Annotated in this window: 21 protein-coding genes; 10 read left to right on the forward strand and 11 right to left on the reverse strand. The window is 64.9% G+C overall.

Annotated elements, in window-relative coordinates; genetic code table 11:
- Window positions 1-984 carry a 4-hydroxybenzoate octaprenyltransferase gene (ubiA, locus tag FJ974_RS24590; protein ID WP_140538634.1) on the forward strand — a complete coding sequence of 328 codons (984 nt, stop codon included), beginning with the start codon at window positions 1-3 and terminating at the stop codon, window positions 982-984.
- A 14-nt stretch (window positions 985-998) separates the two neighbouring features.
- Here ubiA and FJ974_RS24595 read toward each other — a convergent pair whose 3' ends face one another.
- The 3 genes from FJ974_RS24595 to FJ974_RS24605 all read right to left on the reverse strand — a co-directional run bounded on the left by FJ974_RS24595 (window position 999) and on the right by FJ974_RS24605 (window position 4,162).
- Window positions 999-1,565 (reverse strand): DUF6101 family protein, encoded by a 567-nt coding sequence (locus tag FJ974_RS24595; RefSeq protein WP_140538603.1) that lies wholly within the window; start codon window positions 1,563-1,565, stop codon window positions 999-1,001.
- A 184-nt stretch (window positions 1,566-1,749) separates the two neighbouring features.
- Window positions 1,750-3,180, reverse strand: a complete 1,431-nt coding sequence (locus FJ974_RS24600; protein WP_140538604.1) for an FAD-binding oxidoreductase — start codon at window positions 3,178-3,180, stop codon at window positions 1,750-1,752.
- A gap of 19 nt (window positions 3,181-3,199) precedes the next feature.
- A complete protein-coding gene (locus FJ974_RS24605) occupies window positions 3,200-4,162 on the reverse strand; it encodes an L-threonylcarbamoyladenylate synthase (protein ID WP_413468323.1) in 963 nt (320 codons plus the stop codon).
- Between the two features lie 170 nt (window positions 4,163-4,332).
- On the opposite strand from FJ974_RS24605, the gene FJ974_RS24610 reads away from it, so the two are divergent.
- Complete coding sequence (locus tag FJ974_RS24610) at window positions 4,333-4,902, forward strand: hypothetical protein (protein WP_181177311.1); 570 nt, start codon at window positions 4,333-4,335, stop codon at window positions 4,900-4,902.
- A gap of 113 nt (window positions 4,903-5,015) precedes the next feature.
- Here FJ974_RS24610 and FJ974_RS24615 read toward each other — a convergent pair whose 3' ends face one another.
- Window positions 5,016-5,387 carry an ATPase gene (locus tag FJ974_RS24615; protein ID WP_140538605.1) on the reverse strand — a complete coding sequence of 124 codons (372 nt, stop codon included), beginning with the start codon at window positions 5,385-5,387 and terminating at the stop codon, window positions 5,016-5,018.
- Window positions 5,388-5,551: 164 nt separating this feature from the next.
- Complete coding sequence (gene glyS, locus FJ974_RS24620; protein ID WP_140538606.1) at window positions 5,552-8,008, reverse strand: glycine--tRNA ligase subunit beta; 2,457 nt, start codon at window positions 8,006-8,008, stop codon at window positions 5,552-5,554.
- A gap of 220 nt (window positions 8,009-8,228) precedes the next feature.
- Here glyS and FJ974_RS24625 point away from each other — a divergent pair, with 220 nt between their 5' ends.
- On the forward strand, window positions 8,229-8,411 hold the full coding sequence (locus FJ974_RS24625) for a hypothetical protein (RefSeq protein WP_140538607.1): 183 nt from the start codon (window positions 8,229-8,231) through the stop codon (window positions 8,409-8,411).
- On the opposite strand, the gene FJ974_RS24630 is transcribed toward FJ974_RS24625, so the two are convergent.
- Window positions 8,408-9,355 (reverse strand): glycine--tRNA ligase subunit alpha, encoded by a 948-nt coding sequence (locus FJ974_RS24630; RefSeq protein WP_140538608.1) that lies wholly within the window; start codon window positions 9,353-9,355, stop codon window positions 8,408-8,410. The two genes, FJ974_RS24625 and FJ974_RS24630, sit on opposite strands and share 4 nt — an antisense overlap.
- 176 nt (window positions 9,356-9,531) lie before the next feature.
- Here FJ974_RS24630 and FJ974_RS24635 point away from each other — a divergent pair, with 176 nt between their 5' ends.
- Complete coding sequence (locus FJ974_RS24635; protein ID WP_140538609.1) at window positions 9,532-9,993, forward strand: GNAT family N-acetyltransferase; 462 nt, start codon at window positions 9,532-9,534, stop codon at window positions 9,991-9,993.
- Between the two features lie 484 nt (window positions 9,994-10,477).
- Here FJ974_RS24635 and FJ974_RS24640 read toward each other — a convergent pair whose 3' ends face one another.
- The 5 genes from FJ974_RS24640 to FJ974_RS24660 form a co-directional block, all read right to left on the reverse strand.
- Window positions 10,478-12,253 (reverse strand): tetratricopeptide repeat protein, encoded by a 1,776-nt coding sequence (locus FJ974_RS24640; RefSeq protein ID WP_140538610.1) that lies wholly within the window; start codon window positions 12,251-12,253, stop codon window positions 10,478-10,480.
- Between the two features lie 195 nt (window positions 12,254-12,448).
- Window positions 12,449-12,865, reverse strand: coding sequence for a DUF1284 domain-containing protein (locus FJ974_RS24645; protein ID WP_140538611.1), 417 nt, complete (start codon window positions 12,863-12,865; stop codon window positions 12,449-12,451).
- Between the two features lie 6 nt (window positions 12,866-12,871).
- On the reverse strand, window positions 12,872-13,462 hold the full coding sequence (locus FJ974_RS24650; RefSeq protein WP_140538612.1) for a biotin transporter BioY: 591 nt from the start codon (window positions 13,460-13,462) through the stop codon (window positions 12,872-12,874).
- Between the two features lie 191 nt (window positions 13,463-13,653).
- On the reverse strand, window positions 13,654-14,319 hold the full coding sequence (locus FJ974_RS24655) for a GntR family transcriptional regulator (protein WP_140538613.1): 666 nt from the start codon (window positions 14,317-14,319) through the stop codon (window positions 13,654-13,656).
- Window positions 14,320-14,426: 107 nt separating this feature from the next.
- Window positions 14,427-15,443 (reverse strand): polyprenyl synthetase family protein, encoded by a 1,017-nt coding sequence (locus FJ974_RS24660; protein ID WP_140538636.1) that lies wholly within the window; start codon window positions 15,441-15,443, stop codon window positions 14,427-14,429.
- A gap of 163 nt (window positions 15,444-15,606) precedes the next feature.
- Here FJ974_RS24660 and FJ974_RS24665 point away from each other — a divergent pair, with 163 nt between their 5' ends.
- The 6 genes from FJ974_RS24665 to moaB all read left to right on the forward strand — a co-directional run bounded on the left by FJ974_RS24665 (window position 15,607) and on the right by moaB (window position 19,353).
- A complete protein-coding gene (locus FJ974_RS24665) occupies window positions 15,607-15,831 on the forward strand; it encodes a DUF2007 domain-containing protein (protein ID WP_140538614.1) in 225 nt (74 codons plus the stop codon).
- The gene (locus FJ974_RS24670; RefSeq protein WP_226891377.1) at window positions 15,831-16,643 is read left to right on the forward strand and encodes a tRNA1(Val) (adenine(37)-N6)-methyltransferase; all 813 of its coding nucleotides are present in this window, start codon (window positions 15,831-15,833) and stop codon (window positions 16,641-16,643) included. Before FJ974_RS24665 ends, FJ974_RS24670 begins: the two co-directional genes overlap by 1 nt.
- 111 nt (window positions 16,644-16,754) lie before the next feature.
- Window positions 16,755-17,612 (forward strand): S49 family peptidase, encoded by an 858-nt coding sequence (locus FJ974_RS24675; protein ID WP_140538616.1) that lies wholly within the window; start codon window positions 16,755-16,757, stop codon window positions 17,610-17,612.
- A gap of 82 nt (window positions 17,613-17,694) precedes the next feature.
- Complete coding sequence (locus FJ974_RS24680; protein WP_140538617.1) at window positions 17,695-17,880, forward strand: hypothetical protein; 186 nt, start codon at window positions 17,695-17,697, stop codon at window positions 17,878-17,880.
- A gap of 26 nt (window positions 17,881-17,906) precedes the next feature.
- Window positions 17,907-18,803, forward strand: coding sequence for a 4-(cytidine 5'-diphospho)-2-C-methyl-D-erythritol kinase (locus FJ974_RS24685; RefSeq protein WP_140538618.1), 897 nt, complete (start codon window positions 17,907-17,909; stop codon window positions 18,801-18,803).
- Entirely contained in the window at window positions 18,790-19,353 is a 564-nt protein-coding gene (gene moaB / locus FJ974_RS24690) for a molybdenum cofactor biosynthesis protein B (protein WP_140538619.1), read from the forward strand. Before FJ974_RS24685 ends, moaB begins: the two co-directional genes overlap by 14 nt.
- Window positions 19,354-19,364: the final 11 nt, after the last annotated feature.

Genomic DNA, 19,364 nt, shown 5'->3' on the forward strand with positions numbered 1-19,364 from the left:
ATGGAACCAATCCAGTCGAAAGCCACCCAGGGCCGCGTCGCCGATGCGCCGAGCGGCCATTGGGTGTACCGGGTGCTGCCGCGCTGGCTGTGGCCCTATGCGCAGCTCGCGCGCTGGGACCGGCCGATCGGTTGGCAATTGCTGTTGTGGCCGTGCTGGTGGTCGGCAGCCCTTGCGGCAAGCGCCTATCCACGCCCGACCGACCCGCTGCTGACGCTTTTACCGGCGCCCTGGTTCCTGTTGCTGTTCCTGGTCGGGGCGATCGCGATGCGCGGCGCCGGCTGCACCTACAACGACATTGTCGACGAGGACATCGACAACCAGGTCGAGCGCACGCGCTCGCGCCCGCTGCCGGCAGGCAAGGTCACGCGCCGCCAGGCCTGGGTGTTCCTGATCGTCCAGGCGCTGGTCGGCCTGGTCGTGCTTTTGCAGTTCAACAGCTTCGCCATTCCGCTCGGCATCGCCTCGCTGGCGATCGTTGCCGTCTATCCGTTCATGAAGCGCATCACCAACTGGCCGCAATTGGTGCTGGGGCTCGCCTTCTCCTGGGGCGCGCTGATGGGCTGGGCGGTCGAGTTCGGCGATCTCGATGATCCCGCTATCATGCTCTATATCGGCTCGATCCTGTGGGTGATCGGCTACGACACCATCTATGCGCATCAGGACAAGGAAGACGACGCCATCGTCGGCGTGCGCTCGACGGCGCGGCTGTTCGGCGACAACACCAAGGCCTGGCTGGTCGGGCTCTATGGCGGCGCGCTTGTCTGCTTCGCCATCGCCTATGCCTCGGCGCAGGCGCCGGTGGTGGCGCTGGCCGGACTGATCGCCGCCGGCGCCCATATGGCGCGCCAGATCGCCCGGCTCGACATCAACGATCCCGACCAGTGCCTGAAGCTGTTCAAGTCGAACAACCAGGTCGGCTGGCTGATCTTTCTAGGCCTGATCGGCGGTTCGGTCTGGGTGGCGCTGAAGCCGCTGGTGTAGCCAGCGCCACCGCGCTACTCCCGCGCAATGATCTCCTGGCCGCCGATGACGAGCCTGAGGCCGAGATTGCCGGCCTTGCGGCGGGCGAGGAAACGTGGGCGGCGCATATTGGACACGCGGCCCTTGCGGCGCTCCTGCGGCGGCGCCGCCTTGATGGCGGCTCCGAGCGATTCTTCCAGCGTGCGCGCAATGCCGTCGGCCTCGATCAGCAGCATCGGCAGGCGATAGGCGTCGGCCCAGGCGCGCCAGTCGGCGGCGACGTCGTCGAGGTCGTCGGCGACCAGCAGCGGCACCGACAGCATCGGATCATTGTGCAGAAGCTCGAGCGTCACCGTGACGTTGCCGTCCGGATCTTCCATGGCGCGGGCGGCGACGCCGCGAAACGCCTTGGCGGGCAGCGCGATGATCGCCGGCACGCCGCTCATCTCCAGCATGCGGCGAATGATGGCGCCGCGCTGGTCGATGGTGAAGGTGACATCGCCGTAATCGTCGCGCGTGGCATAGCTGACCACTTGCGGCAGGCGAAACGGGTCCAGACGCATGTTGCGCCCGGCCCAGACCGGCTTCAGTCCAGTGTTCATCGAATGCCTTCCTGTTTCTCCTGAGGGCCGTTTTCCGGTCTCTCCGGGCCGGTTTTTTCCGGCCTCGCTATGGGCAGAAACATTAGCGCCGGCTTCTTACCGCCGCGCTTAAGAAAGTCGGTTAAATTTTGCTGATCAAAAGGATGGTTATCGGAATGCCACCAACCACCAGATATGGTGAGGATCAGATAACCTTACCGGGATTCATGATGCCGGCCGGATCGAAGGCCGCCTTCACCCTGCGCATCAGGTCGATCGCCATCGGCGGCGCGGTGGCGATCAGTTCGTCGCGCTTCAACTGGCCGATGCCGTGCTCGGCCGAGATCGAGCCGTGGAAGGAACGCACGACATCGTGCACGGCCTTGTTCATGGGATGGTACAGGTCGAGGAACGCAGCATCCTGCCAATCCACGGGGCGCGAAATGTTATAGTGAAGGTTGCCGTCACCCATGTGGCCGAAGCAGACGACGCGCGCGCCGGAGCAGACCGTCTCTACCACGTCGGCCGCCTTTTCAATGAACTCCGGGATCGAGGCCGTCGGCACCGAAATGTCGTGCTTGATCGACGCGCCCTCCGGCTTCTGGCACTCAGGCAACGTCTCGCGGAAATTCCAGAAAGCATCGCCCTGGGCAAGGCTGGCGGCGACCACCGCATCGCCGACGATGCCCTGCTCGAGGCCGGCCGACAGTATCTCCTCGATCAGCGCCCTGCCATCCTCTTGCGAACGGCCTGAGGAGACTTGGATCAGCACATACCACGGCCAGTCATCGGCCAGCGGCCGGGTGATGCCCTGGCCATGCTTCAGCGTGAAGTCATACGGCCTTTTGCCGATCAGCTCGAAAGCGGTGAGCGAGGCGCCGGCGCGGTCCATTGCCAGGCCGAACAGCGACAGCGCGGCGTGGGGCGAGGAGAGCCCGGCGAAGGCGACCTCCCTGCCCTTCGGCTTGGGAAAGAGTTTCAGCACCGCGGCGGTGATGACGCCGAGCGTGCCTTCGGCACCGACGAACAGGTTCTTCAGATCGTAGCCGGTGTTGTCCTTCTTCAGCTTGCGCAGATCGTCGAACACCTCGCCGGTCGGCAGCACCACTTCGACGCCGAGGCAGAGCTCGCGCGCATTGCCATAGGCGAGCACGCCGGTACCGCCGGCATTGGAGGAGAGATTGCCGCCGATCTGGCAGGAGCCCTGCGCGGCGAGCGACAGCGGAAACAGCCGGTCGGCGGCATCGGCAGCTTCCTGCAGCGTCTGCAGGATGACGCCGGCCTCGGCGGTGACCGTATTCGACAGCACGTCGATCTCGCGGATGCGGTTCAGCCGCGACAGCGACAGCACGATGTCGCGCCCGGACTTGTCCGGCACCTGGGCGCCGACCAGCCCGGTGTTGCCGCTCTGCGGCACCACCGGCGTCCCGGTCTCGGTCGCCAGCCGCATGATGCGGCTCACCTCATCGACGCTGCCCGGACGCAGCACCAGCGCCGTCCTGCCGTGCCAGAGGCCGCGCCGCTCAGTGATGTAAGGCGTAATGTCGGCCTGGTTGCGCAGCGCGTATTTGTCGCCGACGATGGCTGCGAAGCGATCGATAAGGGCTGGGTCAAGGTCGAAGGGCTGGTCGTTCATGAGAGCGACCCTATGGCGCTCAGGCGATCTTGTCACGCGGCGCGGCGGCGCGCACGAGCCGGTCGTTGATCGCCTCGCCCAGACCTTCGAACGGGATCGGCTCGACGGCGATGGTCGCGGCGCCGCTGCGGTCGAGGTCTTGCATATAGGCAAAGAGGTTCGCCGCGGCCTCGCGCAGATCGCCGGTCTCGGACAGATTGCGGAATGCTAGCGCATTCTCCCAGCCTTCGACGCGGTCCCGGCCGAAAGCAAGCAGCGCCTCGCCCCCGGCGACCTCTTCAGCATTGAGCCGCACCGATGCGCCCGGCGCATAATGGGAGGCGAGCATGCCCGGCGCCTCGATGCCGGCAGCGCCGCGCAACAGCTTCGCGCCGGCGACCGCTTCGATCTCTTCGGCGGCAATGCCGCCTGGCCGAAGCAGCCGCAGTTTCCCGTCCTCAATCTTGACGATGGTCGATTCGAGCCCGACCGGCGTTGCGCCGCCATCGACCACCAGCTTGATCCTGTCTCCAAGATCGTCGGCGACGGCTTCGGCCGTGGTGGCGCTGATCCTGCCGGAGGAATTGGCGCTCGGCGCGGCGAGCGGCCGGCCGAGGCTGGCAATCAGCTCGCCGCCGAAGCCACGCGGTATGCGCAACGCGATGGTGTCGAGCCCGGCGGTAACAAGGGGGTGGATGCCGTTCCCCGGACGCTGCGGCAGCACCAGCGTAATCGGGCCGGGCCAGAACGCTTCCGCCAGCTTTGCCGACAGCGGATCGAATTCAGCGATGCGGGCCGCCATGGCGAGATCGGCGACATGGGCGATCAGCGGGTTGAAGCGCGGACGGCCCTTGGCCTCGAAGATGCGCGCGACCGCGACGCCGTTGGTGGCGTCGCCGGCCAGCCCATAGACGGTCTCGGTCGGGATGGCGACGACATCGCCACCCTCCAGCAGTGCCAGCGCCCGCCGCATCGCCGCGCCGACGCCAAGTATCTCAGCCAAATTCGTCACCAATCTCGAATATGCCGGTCCCGTAATACGGCGGCGGACACGGGGCAAGTGCGGACATTGGCGATTTATCAATCCCTAAAATGTTAAGTTTCCGCGCAAGCCGACAGCAATGCGCCGGCATTAGGGTTGGGTTTGTTGTTGTTGCGGCTGGGGTTTCGGTCATGATGTCAGTGCGTATCCTGGGAGCTGTCGGCGCCGGATTGATGGCAATGACGAGCGTCGCGCAGGCCTCGTCCATCATCGTGCTCGGGGTCTCTACCTCGACACCGTCCATCATCAGGCTGGGCACGGCAGAACCCGTCAACATCTCCGCCGCTTCGACACCATCGATCGTAGTGCTCGGCGACCCGGTGCCCGCCGTCACCGACGAAAAGGTCGCGGCGATCCCGGAGCTCGGGCACAGGCATGCACAGGCCCCGATGATCATTCGCGCCGGCGTTGTCGGCGGCGCCTTTGCGACGCCCATGGCGACCGCATCAGCCAAGCCCGAAGCACCGGCGCCCACCACGCCAGCCGGCGGCACCGCGCCGGCATCAACGCCGGCCAAGGGCACCGCTCCGGCGACAGCAACGCCTGCCAACGGCACCGCCGAAGCGGCCCCCAACAGCGACACCAAGGCGGACAAGCCGGCCGCGACAGCGAGCGCCTCGGGCGACGGCGCGCAGAAGCAGCAGCCACAAGCCACGCCACCGAGCGCCCCGATACAGCCACGCTTCAGCAAGGCGATGTAGGCTACGCGGCGGCGCCCCCGGCCTGGATGCGTCGGGTGCGAGTGAGCATCCTCGAAGATTGATAAAAAAGGGCGACGCAAGCGTCTCCCTTCGCTTTCAAGCGACGAAACGGCTCAGGCCGCTTCTTCCTTGTCTTCCTTGTCGTCCTTGTCTTCATTGTCGTCGTCGTCCGACTCGTCTTCGTCGTCGTCCTCGCCGTCCTCGTCTTCGTCATCCGAGTCGTCGTCGCCCGAAGCCTTGGCTTCCTCATCGGCGTCTTCGTCCTCGTCGTCGTCCTCGCCGTCCTCATCCTCGTCGTCCGACTCGTCATCGGCCGAGGCTTTGGCTTCCTCGTCGTCGCCTTCGTCCTCGTCATCGTCGGACAGAGCGGCGGCTTCGACCACCGTGGCGGCGGCGGGGTCGATGGTGTTTTCGGAAGCGGATTCGCTCGCCTCGGCGGCGGCCGGCGTTTCTTCAGTCAATTCGATATCGTGATCGGAATTCATGGCATGCCTCCGTTGTTTGGGGGAACGTCTAGTTCTCCCACGCGGAGGTCATCGCCATATGACTGTAAGCCGGCTCCAGCGCATTAAATTTGGCGCGCAAAATGCCGAAGAATGTCCGCACCCTGGCGGACAGAGGCAGCTGCGGAACCCGCTTTTTTGACTTGTCAGCCGACGATTTTGGAGAAATCGGCGACCTGGTCGGTGGCGGCGCGGATGCGGGCAAGCAGGGCCAGCCGGTTGGCGCGTACGGCCTGGTCCTCATCATTCACGAGAACCCGTTCAAAGAATGAATCAACCGGTTCACGCAACACGCTCAGCGCCAGCATGGCAGCGGAAAAATCTTCGTTTTGAATTGCTTGGCCGGCTTCCTTCTCGGCCTGATTCACCGCGGCAAACAGCGATTTCTCGGCATCCTCGCGAAACAGCGCCGGCTCAACAGTCTCGGCGATCAGCGTTTTCTTCTTCTCCTCGGCAGCCAGGATGTTGGCCGCGCGCTTGGTGCCGGCAAGCAGGTTCTTGCCATCCTCGCTGTCGAGGAAGGAACCCAGCGCCTCGACGCGGCGCACGATTTGCAGGAGATCGTCGGACCGCGGCGTGATGACGGCGTCGATCAGATCGTACCGCGCGCCCTGGTCACGAAGGTAGACCTTCAGGCGGTCGTGGAAGAAGGCTAGGACGTCGGACGACTGGTCCGTGCCAGCTGGGAAATTTGCAACGACTTTTGCGAAGGCCGACGCCAATTCCAGACGAATCCGGTTCTCGATCAGGATTCTCACCACGCCAAGCGCCGCGCGCCGCAATGCAAACGGATCCTTGCTGCCGGTGGGCTTTTCGTCGATGGCCCAGAAGCCGGTGAGCGTATCGAGCTTATCGGCAAGCGCCACCGCAATCGAGACTGGATCGGTCGGCACGCGGTCGGACGGACCTTGCGGTTTGTAGTGCTCCTCGGCGGCCGCCGCCACTGACGGATGCTCGCCCTGTAGCAGCGCGTATTTACGACCCATGATGCCTTGCAATTCCGGGAATTCGCCGACAACCTCTGTCTGCAGATCGGCCTTGGCCAAGACAGCAGCTCGGCTTGCGAGCGCGGTGATCTCCCCCCTTGAGGGGGAGATGGCCGGCAGGCCAGAGGGGGTCGGTCCGACCGGGCTCGGCCCTCTATCGCCGACGAAAAAGGTTGGCGCTTCACGCGAGGCGACCCCCTCTGTCGCCCTTGGCGACATCTGCCCCTCAGGGGGGGAGATCGACTGCGCCACGATCGGCGCCAGTTCTTCCGCAAGCTTTTTGATGCGCTCGACGCGCTCGCCCTGCGTGCCGAGCTTGGCGTGAAATGTCACGTTGAGATGATCGAGGCGGGCCATGCGCTGGTCGAGCGGCTTCTTCAGGTCGAGGCCGAACTTTTCCGCCGATGCCTGCAACTGGTCGAGGTCTGGCAAATCGCCCTGGTCAGTCCGCCAGAAATACAAAGCATCCGAAAGCCGTGCGCGCACCACCTTGCCGTTGCCGTAGGCGATCTCCTTGCCGCCGTCGGTCGCCTCGATGTTGGCGACGGGGATGAAGCGGTTGGAGAGATGGCTAATCTCCCCCCTTGAGGGGGAGATGCCCGGCAGGACAGAGGGGGTCGCTTCGGCTGACGCGACCTGATCTGGTCTGTCGTTGAAAGAGGAAGTTGGCGCTCCACGCGAGACGACCCCCTCTGTCGCCTTCGGCGACATCTCCCCCTCGAGGGGTGAGATTGGGCGCGACGTCACAAAACACTTCTGGTTGGCGCGGATGGTGAGCCGGATGACCTCGGCCGGGATGGTCAAAAAATCCTGCTCGAATTCGCCCATCAGCACGACCGGCCATTCGACGAGGCCGGAGACTTCTTCCAGCAGGCCCTGGTCCTCGACCAGGTCGAGCCCGTTGGCGAAGGCGATGTTGCGGGCGTCGGCCAGGATGATCTCTTTGCGCCGGTCGGCATCGAGCACGACCTTGGCCGCCTCCAGCTTGCTCACATAGTCGTTGAAGCGGCGGACGGTGATCGGGCCCGGCGCGTGGAAACGGTGGCCGTAGGTGATGTTGCCGGCGCGGATGCCGTCGATCTCGAAATCGACCACCACCGGCTCTTCGGTCTCCGGGCCGAAAGTGCAGACGATCGACTGCAGCGGCCGCACCCAGCGCAGCGAGCCGGGTTTTGCGGAGGCCGGCCCCCAGCGCATCGATTTCGGCCAGGGGAAATTGCGGATAATGGCGGGCACCAGTTCGGCGATGATCTGATCCGCCGCCCTGCCCGGCTTGGAAACGTGGGCGACGTAAAAGTCGCCCTTCTTCGGGTCGGAATGGACATGCGCCTCGGCAACCGAGGCAAGGCCGGCCTTGCGCAGGAAACCTTGCACGGCCTGCTCGGGCGCGGTCGTCGCGGGCCCCTTGATCTCCTCGCGAATGTCCTTGGAGCGCGCGGTCAGCCCGCGAATGTCGAGCGCCAGCCGCCGCGGCGTCCAATATTCGCGCGCCGCCTCATAGGTGAGGCCCGCCTCGACCATACCGTCGGTCAGCATCTTCCTGAGGTTGCCCGCAGCCTTGCGCTGCATGCGAGCGGGGATTTCCTCGGAACGAAGTTCAAGAAGCAGGTCGGGCATAAATCGGGCTCATGCGGCAAAAAGGTCCGGGCGGGCATAGCAACTCAACCGGCCGCTGTCACCCTGCACGCGAACCGTCGGCGTGGCCGATTTCCGGAAATTTTCATGGCGGCTGTCGGGACGGCGCGAAGCCGCTCGTCCTTGGAGCAGAAATTCCCGTGAACCGAATGCAGCGCTGAAGCGACCAACGCTCAGGCAGAGAGCTATTGGCTGAACGACCATGAAGACGGCATCGAGAACCCTGCAGATCCTGGCGCTCAGCGCCTGCTTCGCCGCGCAGATGCATGGCACGTTCGCGATGCCGGGGGTGAGACAAGCACTGCGCACGATCGACAGCGCCAGCAGCCAAATCACCCTGCCGATCACCGCCGCCACCGAAACCGCAAAAGCCGTATTGGGCTAAGCAGCCGCCAGGCCGCCCGCCCGCGTCTTCAGGAATGCCTCGCCGCAGGCCTTGGCCAGATTTCGCACGCGCAGGATGTAGCTCTGCCGCTCGGTGACCGAAATCACGCCGCGCGCGTCGAGCAGGTTGAAAACGTGGCTGGCTTTGATGCACTGGTCATAGGCCGGGAAGACCATGCGATGCACCGGCAGATTGTCGTTCGACGCCGGCTGGCCGGCGTCGAGCAGCGCCCTGCACTCGGCCTCGGCATCCTCGAAATGCCGAAGCAGCATCGCCGTGTCGGCATATTCGAAATTGTGGCGCGAATATTCCTGCTCGGCCTGCAGGAAGACGTCGCCATAGGTGACTTTTTCGGCGCCCTCGCGGCCGTTGAAATTGAGGTCGTAGATATTGTCGACGCCTTGCACATACATGGCGAGCCGTTCCAGCCCGTAGGTGAGCTCACCCGCCACCGGGGCGCATTCGATGCCGCAGACCTGTTGGAAATAGGTGAACTGCGAGACCTCCATGCCGTCGCACCAGCATTCCCAGCCGAGACCCCAGGCGCCCAGCGTCGGGCTCTCCCAATCGTCCTCGACGAAGCGGATGTCGTGCAGCAGCGGATCGACGCCTATCGCCTCGAGCGAGCCGAGATAGAGCTCCTGCAGGTTGGGCGGGTTCGGCTTCAGGATCACCTGGTACTGATAGTAGTGCTGCAGCCGGTTCGGGTTCTCGCCGTAGCGGCCGTCCTTCGGCCGGCGCGAAGGCTGGACATAGGCGGCATTCCAGCGCAGCGGACCCAGCGCGCGCAAGGTGGTCGCCGGATGGAAGGTGCCGGCGCCGACCTCCATGTCGTAGGGCTGCAGGATGACGCAGCCATAGGCGGCCCAGTAATTGTGCAAAGTCAGGATCAGCCCCTGGAACGAGCGGCTGGGATGCATATGGGCAGGGATGTCGATGGTCACGGCGGCCTCGGGAAGCGCGGAGATCACGCATTCCCTAGTTGCCGGGCCGGCGAGCGTCAAGGCAGCCGCGCCCGTGTGCGCCGGCGAGGTTGAACGCTTTGCGGGCTACTGGCCCATTGCCGGCCGCTGCCGGTGGCCGTCCGCTCGCTCGAGTTTTCAACGGCAAAGGTCTGGCCATGTCCGGTCAATTCATCGTCCGCCCCGTCACCCGGCAGGATTACGAGCAATGGCTGCCGCTCTGGGACGGCTACAATGCGTTTTATGGCCGCTCGGGTGAGACGGCGCTGGCTGAAGATATCACCCGGATGACGTGGTCGCGCTTCTTCGACGCCTATGAGCCAATGCACGCGCTGGTGGCGGAGCGCGAAGGCAGGCTTCTCGGCCTCGTCCACTATCTCTACCACCGCTCGACCACGGCGATCGCCCCGAACTGTTATTTGCAGGACCTTTTCACGGAACAGGCCACGCGCGGCCAGGGCGTCGGCCGGGCGCTGATCGAAGGCGTCTACGAGCACGCCAGGGCCGCCGGCTCGGGCCGTGTCTATTGGCTGACGCATGAGACAAACCACACCGCCATGCAGCTCTACGAAAGAATGGGCGAGCGCTCCGGCTTCGTCGTCTACCGGAAAATGTTCTAGGTCCTCGACATAGGGATTTTGAAAAGTCGCCATTGTCGACGAGTAAGATTTTCGCCGGTCATTTCCGCGAAATCGGCACGAACGCTGAGATTGGCTGAAGCCGCCGAACCTCGTCATTCCAGGGCGGAGCAGCCGCGAAGCGGCGTCGCGGAGACCCTGGGATCCATTCCGTGACCCTGATCGAAGAGTGCAGCGGAGCAGAATTCTGCGCCGCAGCAGCGCTCATGCGTTACGGAATGGATCCTCGGGTCTGCGCGCGTCGCTTCGCTCCTTGCTCCGCCCGTGGATGACGATGGAGTGGGCGTATCTGCCAATCTCCAAAGCATGCCACCTGCCAACGCAAACACAGCCTACGGTCAAGATTTCGCCGCCAGAGATTGGTGTTGCCTACATTCAAGTGAGGCTGACCCGAGCTCGGCAGACGTCGAGCTGAATCGAAAACGGGGCTCAGCGAGCCCCGTTTTGTCAAACGCTGGCGAAAGAGTCAGCCCTTCGGCGCGGGCGTCGGGTCCGGCTTGACCTTCGGGGTTTCCTGCGCCGTGTTGGATTCGATCGGCGGCAGGCCCTTGAGCAGCTTCTGCTGCAAGGCGGCAAGCACGTCCGGATCGGGCTTCAGGTCGCGCGCCTGGTTCCACTGGAAGGTCGCTTCGAGCTTGCGGCCGACGCGCCAATAGGCGTCGCCGAGATGGTCGTTGAGGACCGGATCCTCCGGCTTCAGCGACACGGCCCGCTCCATTTCGCGCACGGCATCGTCGTAGCGGCCGAGGCGGTAATAGGCCCAGCCCAGCGAATCGACGATGTAGCCGTCGCTTGGCCGCAGATCGACGGCCTTCTGGATCATCGCCAGGCCTTCCTTGAGGTTGGTGTTCATGTCGACCCAGGAATAGCCGAGATAGTTCAGGACCTGCGGCTGATCGGGCTGCAGTTCCAGCGCCTTGCGAAAGTTGGGTTCGGCCTTCGGCCATTCCTTCAGCCGCTCATAGGCGATGCCGCGCTGGTAGAAGATGTTCCAGTTGGCGGCGGTCGGCGTCTTCAGCACCTCCGCGGCTTTGTCGTAGAGATTGGCGGCCGAGCGGAAATCCTCCTTGGAGGAGTAGACCCCGCCGAGCGCCAGATAGCCGCGCATGTCGTTGGGATGCTTGTCGAGATAGGCCTTGAGATGGGCGATCGCCTCGTCGTGCTTGTCGAGATCGGCAAGGTTGAGGCCGAGCTGCAGGTCCGACAGCTCCTTCAGCGGCGAGGAATCGGGAATGCGCCGGTAGAGCGCGATGGCGCCCTCGCCGTCCTTCAGCTGCTCGGCGACGGCGGCGAGCTGCACCAGCGCCGCATCGCTGTTCGGCTTCAGCGCCAGCGCGTATTGCAGATAGAGCCGCACGAAAGGCTCGCCGCCGCCGCGATTGAGCGCGGTGGCAAGGTCGAGCAGGATTTCAGAGGCGCCGTCCGACGGGCTGGAGACGAACGGCTCGATCTTGTCGCCCTTGCTGATCCTGTCGCGCAGCGCGGTGATTTCCAGCTTGCCCGGCGCGAATGCCTCGGCCTGGTTGAGAATTGCCAATGCCTTGGACTTGTCGCCCTTGCGGGCGAGGAAGGAGGCATAGGCCTGGGCATTGCGCAGCCAGGTCTCAGGCGCCGAGCCGCCGGCCGCGGTGTCGGCCATGGTGGCGGCGTAGATTTCATCGGCCTTGTCGGAAAGGCCGGAGGCATCGGCGATCAGCGCGCGATGGAAGGACTTGAACAGGCCGAACCAGTCTGGCCCCTTGAGCTTGTCGATGGAGGCCATCGCCTCCGAAGCATCGCCCGCGCCTTGCTTGGCCCAGCCATCCATGACGCCCGACAGCAGCCGGTCGAGGTCGGATTCGAGCGACAGCTTCAGCCAGTACTGGGCCTTGGTGAAATCCTTCTTGTGGAAGGAATCGACCGCGAGCGCCAGCCGCGAGAAGCGCTCGACATCCGGCACTTCCTTGAGCTTGTCGGCGTAGACCAGCGATTCCTCGAAGTGGCCTTGCGCGATCAGCGCCAGCATCAGGCTCTGCTGCAGCTCGGGGTCGCCCGGCGCGAAGGCCAGCGCCTGCTTGTAATAGGCGATGGCGTTGTCGAGGTCGTTGTCGCTTTCGGCGGTATGGGCGGCGAGATAGGCGCCCGAGAAGGACGTGATCTGGACCGGTTGGGCGGTTTCCTTGGCCTGGGCAGGCAGCGCCGAAAGCGCCACACCCGTCAGAAATGCCAGCCTCTTCAGCCAGCGCGAACGTCCTTGCCGCATCTTATCCCTTTCAGTCAGACGCGATCCCGCCCTCGGCGGACCGCCCTTAGACTCGACCTTTTCCGAACAAAGCATGGCCTTTTTGGGGTCATGCTTCAATGCGGCGCGAATCACAATCCGATCATCCCGCATAACAAACGACGGCAAGCACGGGAAATATCCTCCTGCGAGACCGAATGCGCCAGACGGTTCGGCTTAAAGGCGCGTGCCGCTAAAGCCGCTCGCTGCCACCGTGCCGCACAGTTCAAACCACTCGCAACCCGGACACGCGGTGCGCGTCAGGCCGGAAGAAAACGCTTTCCGCATCCGCGCCAGGCTCGGGGCATCCAACCCAAGCCGATCGCCGGTAAGGACGGTCCTGCCGAGCAGCTCGCCGATATCGCGCGCCGCGAGTTCGTCCCGCTCGGTTGCGCTTTCGCCCCGGCAGTGCGGCTCCGGCTCGTTGAGCAGCGGCGCGCAAATATCGTCGGCCCCGGAAACGATCAGAAAATCCTCGCCCCCGCCAAGACGCGCTACGATCCCATCATAGTTGGCGGTGAAGGCGGGGCTGTATCCCTTGCCGACATAGGTCAGCAGGCAAAGCAGGTGGTGGGCGCGGAGCCGGACGGTCATCGGTCCTCAGGATGCACCGGCTGCCTTAGTGCCGGAGAACAGCTTGAGTGTCGCGGCGCCCAGCGCCGACTTCAGTAAGCCGCCGACGATGAACGGCAGGAAGCCGAAGGTGATGGCTTTCCCGGCGCCGATGATGACGGCGAGCCACGCCGTGCCGAGGACCAGGCACAGGAGATTGCCTAGCAGCATGGCGGCGAAAGCAAGCATGACCCGATTGCCGTTCCAGCCGCGCTCGGCCAGCCAGCCGACGAGAGCGCCGACAACCGGAAACGAAAACAGATAGCCGCCCGTCGGACCGACGAAATGCTGCATACCGGCCGCACCGCCGGCCAGCACCGGAAAGCCCGCCGCGGCCTCGACCAGCCAGGCGGCGATGGTGAGCGCGCCGAAACGCCAGCCATAGAGGGCGCCGACCAGCGTCACTGCGAAGGTCTGCATGGTGACAGGCACCGGCACCATAGGCACCTCGATGTAGGACGACAGCGCCAGGAACAGCGTGCCGAGTGCGACGGCCACGACCTGCCAGGCGAGCGAACGGCCATCCAGCCTGAATGGGCTGAAGGAGGGCTTGCGGGTCGGATGTGCAAAGTTGGTCACGGTGATTTCCCTGTTTGTTGAAATTATAGATAATTATCTATTTCGATCTATTATCGAATCCACATTTTTAGCTGGATAGCAAGCGCCTGCCCTGCGAAAAGCAGGTGGACCATCCGCGACGCTAACCATTCAGGTATCACCTGGACGCCAAAAGCCGACATTTTACGGAGACGGAACGCCAGCCGCGCTCGCTATCCGACGATGGCGAAGGCGTCGCGGGTTCTGCCGGAGGCGGTCTTGACAGGCTTCTGGCCGATCCATTGCACGTGCCGGCCAAGCGTGGCCATGGCCGATTCCCTGTTGCCCTGCCTGAGCGCGCTCAAAATCGCGCGGTGATCCTGATCGGTGCGGGTTTCCCATTCGGAGCGCCAGGCCGCAAACAGGAAGCGGGCGCTTGCGGCATGCAGATCATCGATCGTGGAAAGCAGGCGCGGCATGTTGCAGGGCGCCAGGATAAGCCGGTGGAAGGTGCGATTGGCCTCCTCCCAGGAGCGGACGTCACGGGACTTGTCGCCGGCCTTGGTCGCCTCCTCGGCCTGGTCGAGGATGGCGGGCGTCAGGTGCGGCGCGGCGTGGCGCAAAGCCAGCACTTCGAGCGCTGCCCGCATCTCGGCCACCTCCCTCACCTCGCTGAGATCGAAGGCAGCGACGCGCACGCCGCGGCGCGGTTCGCTGATTGCCAGACCTTGCGCCTCGAGACGGCGAAAAGCCTCCCGCACCGGGACGTGGCTGGTGTTGAATTCTTCCGCGACATGGTCCTGGCGTAGCCGCGACCCCGGCTCGATGGCGCCCGATATGATGCGGTCCGCCAGTGCCTTGCTGATGCGGACGGCGATGGTGTCGTCTGAACTGGCCATGTTTTATAGATAATTTGTGGAGCCGTCGGTTGTCGAGACGATCGAGCCGGGATTCACAGGTACCTCCCGGCGGATGCCGGGAGCAAGGCCTGGAATCCGGCAGGCTCTCAGTTCACCCGGCTGATGCAGAAATCGATGACGTCGATCAGCGCCGATTTTTGCGGCGTCGCTTCCAGCGGCGCCAGCGCATCCCTGGCGATCTCGCCGAAATGGCGGGCGCGGCCTATCGTGTCGGCGATGGCGCCATGGCGGATCATCAGGCCGATCGCCTTCTCCAGCCCGGCATCGTCAGTGACATTGTCCTCGATGGCGCGCTTCCAGAAGGTGCGCTCGGCCTTGGTGCCGCGCCGGTAGGCGAGGATCACCGGCAGCGTCACCTTGCCTTCGCGAAAATCGTCGCCGACATTCTTGCCGAGATCCTTGCTGGTGCCGCCATAATCGAGCGCATCGTCGATAAGCTGGAAGGCGAGGCCGAGATTCATGCCGTAGGAGCGCAGCGCGACGCGGTCGGTCCGCGAGGCCTGGGCAATGACCGGGCCGACCTCGGCGGCGGCCGAAAACAGCGCCGCGGTCTTGGCCTTGATGACGGCGAAATGCTCGTCCTCGGTGGTCTCCAGGTTCTTGGCGGCGGCAAGCTGCATCACCTCGCCCTCGGCGATGATCGAAGCAGCGCTGGACAGGATGTCGAGGGCTTCCAGCGAGCCGACCTCGACCATCATGCGAAAGGCCTGGCCGAGCAGGAAATCGCCGACCAGCACGCTTGCCTGGTTGCCCCAGATCATGCGCGCGGTCTTCTTGCCGCGGCGCAGCGCGCTTTCATCGACGACATCGTCGTGAAGCAGCGTTGCGGTGTGCATGAACTCGACCGCGGTCGCCAGCTTGACATGGCCCTCGCCCGAATAGCCGAACATCTGGGCGGCGGCGAGCGTCAGCATCGGCCGCAGCCGCTTGCCGCCTGACGAGATCAGGTGGTTGGCGATCTCCGGGATCATCTCGACGTCGGAGCCGGCCTTGGACAGGATCAGCTCGTTGACTCGGCCCATGTCGGCGGCCGTCAGATCGATGAGATCCTTGATGGAGGCGGGTTCCCGCTTCCCGTTTTCAATGTTGAGAACGACACCCACCACGATCACTCCCGTCTAATCCACGCGCACGACGGCACCCCTTGTCCCGGCGGGACTCTAGGGCGGCACTACCGGGCACGGCAAGAGGCGAATTGGCGCGGCTGTTCCCGTGTGACGTGCGGCATGCGTTTACATCAACGCCGCAAACTGCGAGTTTCATTCCATGATCGAGCTCATCCGCACCAACGACGCCGTCGTCATCTCCTTCGTCGAATCGCTGATGCGCGACGCCGGCATCGCCTGTTTCGTCGCCGACCAGAACATGAGCGTGCTCGACGGCTCGCTCGGCATCCTGCCGCGGCGCGTCATGGTCGATGCCGACAAGGCCGATGCGGCGCGGCGCATCCTGAAGGATGCCGGCATCGAGAACGAAATCCGCCAGAACTAATGGCAGCACAAGCAATGGAAACACCGGGCGCCCTCGCCCCCGACACGCCGGCTCACACGGTCGATGCCTTCCACCGCGGGCGCTTCTGGCTGGTGCAACCAAGGCAGAGCGGCCACCGCGCCGGCATGGACGCCATGATGCTGGCGGCCGCCGTGCCATCCGCCTTTTCCGGGCGGCTCGCCGATTTCGGCGCCGGCGCCGGCGCGGCAGCCCTTGCCGTGCTGTCGCGTTGCCCCGCGGCGCACGCCGTGCTGGTCGAGCGCTCGGCCGAAATGGCGGCGTTTGCCGCCACCACGCTTGCCCATCCCGGCAATGCGCATCTCGGCGACCGCGCCTCGGTGCTGACGGCCGACGTCACGCTATCAGGCCGGGCGCGCGGCGAGGCCGGGCTGGCCGACAATTCCTTCGACTTCGTCATCATGAACCCGCCATTCAACGCCGCCGAGGATCGCGCCACCCCTGATGCGCTGCGCAGGCAAGCACATGTCACGCAAGACGGGCTGTTCGAGCGCTGGATCAGGAGCGCGGCGGCCGTGGTGAAGCCGCGCGGCGGGCTCGCACTCATCGCCAGGCCCGAGCAGCTTGTTGCCATTCTCGATGCGATCGAAGGCCGCTTCGGCGATGCCGAGATGCTTTGCGTTCACCCGCGCCCCGAGGCGGCGGCGATCCGGATCGTCATCAGGGCGGTGCTCGGCGCGCGCGGCAAGCTTTCGGTCCGGCCGCCGTTGACCTTGCATGGCCTATCCGGCAACGAGCCGACGGAGCGGACCGAGATGATCAACAATGGCCTGGCGTCGCTGTTCGGCGACTGAGCGGCCGCGCTTGCCGGCAGAGGCATTTTGCTGTTGGCCGGCGAATTCCTACATGCCAAGAGCAAAGATGAATCCTCATCTTGTCCTGCAAATGACCGGAGACACGCTTTCGTGAAACGCTTCTTCAACCGCCTGCTGCCGAAATCCTGGCGCTCGACAGTCGTCACTATCCCGGTCATCCGGCTGCATGGCACCATCATGGCCGGCGGCGGCCCGCTCCGGCCGACCCTGTCGCTCGCCTCCACGGCCGGCCTGATCGAGAAGGCGTTCGCGTTCGACGCGCCGGCGGTGGCCATCTCGATCAATTCGCCGGGCGGCTCGCCGGTGCAGTCGCGGCTGATCTTCAAGCGCATCCGCGATCTCGCTGCCGAGAAGAACAAGAAGGTGCTGGTCTTCGTCGAGGACGTGGCGGCGTCCGGCGGCTACATGATCGCGATCGCCGGCGACGAGATCTTCGCCGATCCGTCCTCGATCGTCGGCTCGATCGGCGTGGTGTCGGCCTCGTTCGGTTTCCCGGAACTGTTGAAGAAGATCGGCGTCGAGCGCCGCGTCCACACGGCCGGCCAGAACAAGGCGGTGCTCGACCCGTTCAGGCCGGAGAAGAAGGAAGATATCGAGCGGCTGAAGACGCTGCAGCTTGAAGTGCACGAGACCTTCATCGACCTCGTCAAGGAGCGGCGCGGCACTAGGCTGAAGGACGATCCGGACCTCTTCACCGGCCTGTTCTGGACCGCCAAGAAAGGCCTCGAGCTAGGCCTAGTCGATGCGCTGGGCGATATGCGCGGCGTGCTCAAGACCCGTTTCGGCGCCAAGACCGAGCTCAGGCTGGTCAGCGCCCCGCGCGGGCTTTTCGGCCGCTTCGGCCTGTTCGGCTCGCGTCTTTCGGCACCCGACATCGCCGCGGCCGCCGCCAGCGGCGTCATCGATGCGGCGGAAGAGCGCGCGCTTTGGGCGCGCTTCAGGCTTTGAAAAAGCCATAAAAGCCGCTAGCATTGCCACTTGACCGAGCCCATCCGGCCGGCCTTGCCGCCGATAGCGGAAGGAGTTTGAGATGCCGCAGATCATTTTCTTCGCCGTCGTCGGCGCCGCCGCTTATTTCGGCTATCGCACCTTCGTGCGCGAGGCCGAGCGCGTGACGGCCAAGATCCGGCGCACCGAGAAACAGGCGGCCAACGGCACGATGGGAACGCTGGTCAAGGATCCGAAGACCGGCGAGTACCGTCTGGCCAAGGACTGAACGCCATCTCGCCAGCAGCCGACATTTTGGAGACCGGCACACAAGCCCGGACTTGGCTTGCACCTGCCAAGATCAATCTGGCGCTGCATGTCATCGGCCGCCGGCCGGACGGTTATCACCTGCTCGACAGCCTTGCCGTGTTCACCCGCTTCGGCGACCGGGTGGAGATCGGGCTGGCCGAGCATGACGAATTTATGGTGTCCGGGCGCTATGCCGCCGGCGTGCCGCTCGATGGCGACAATCTGGCGGTCAAGGCGCGCGATGCATTGCGGCGGGAAGCCGGCGCACGGCCGACGCCGCCGGTCGCCATCCGGCTGGAAAAGAACCTGCCGATCGCCTCCGGCGTCGGCGGCGGCTCAAGCGATGCGGCAGCGGTGCTCAACGGCCTCGCCCGAACCTGGGGCCTCGACATCGACGAAGCCGGACTGGCGCGGATCGGGCTGTCGCTCGGCGCCGACCTGCCGATGTGCCTCAGGGCAAGGCCGCTGATCGCGCGCGGCATTGGCGACGAGCTGTCGCGGCTCAAGGATTTCCCGGCGCTGGCGCTGGTTCTCGTCAATCCCGGCGCCGCCGTCGCCACGCCCGACGTGTTCAAGGCGCTTGCCAGGCGCGACAACGAGCCGCTGCCGCCCTTGCCGCGCCGTCTCGACTTCCACGCTGTCCGAAACTGGCTGGAGACGACACGCAACGATCTCGAGCCAGTCGCGCGCTCGATCCAGCCGGCCATCGGCGAAGCGCTCAAGGCGCTCAACAAAGCGGATGCTGCCTTCGCCCGCATGTCGGGCTCCGGCGCCACCTGCTTCGGCCTGTTCGAGACCGGCAATGTCGCCAAGCGCGCTGCGATCGAGATCCGCGGCCGCCACCCCGACTGGTTCGTCGCCGCAACGCGCAGCATGGAGGCCGGCGCCCATGGCCAGGATTGACGAAAGCCGCCCCTTCATTGCGGTGCGCATCGCGGTGCTGACGGTTTCCGACACGCGCAGCCTCGCCGACGACAAATCCGGCCAGACGCTGGCCGACCGCATCACCGAGGCCGGCCATATCCTTGCCGCGCGCGACATCGTCACCGACGACCGTGAAAAGATCCGCGACAAGGTGCTCGGCTGGTCGAAAGACGAAAATGTCGATGTCGTCATCACCACCGGCGGCACCGGCTTCACCGGCCGCGACGTGACGCCGGAAGCGCTGGAGCCGATCTTCGAGAAGCGCATGGACGGCTTTTCGGAAGTCTTCCACCGCATCTCCTTCGACAAGATCGGCACCGCGACGATCCAGAGCCGCGCGACCGGCGGCGTCGTCAACGCAACCTTCGTCTTCGTGCTGCCGGGCTCGCCCGGCGCCTGCAAGGACGCCTGGGACAGCATATTGAAGCCGCAGCTCGACTACCGGCACATGCCCTGCAACTTCGTCGAGATCATGCCGCGGCTTGACGAGCATTTGCGGCGCGGCGGCAAGACCGGATCGCAAACATAGGCAAAGCGCCG

Origin of the sequence: Mesorhizobium sp. B1-1-8 (genome assembly GCF_006442795.2) — a bacterium.
In the GTDB taxonomy this organism is placed as follows: Bacteria; Pseudomonadota; Alphaproteobacteria; order Rhizobiales; family Rhizobiaceae; genus Mesorhizobium.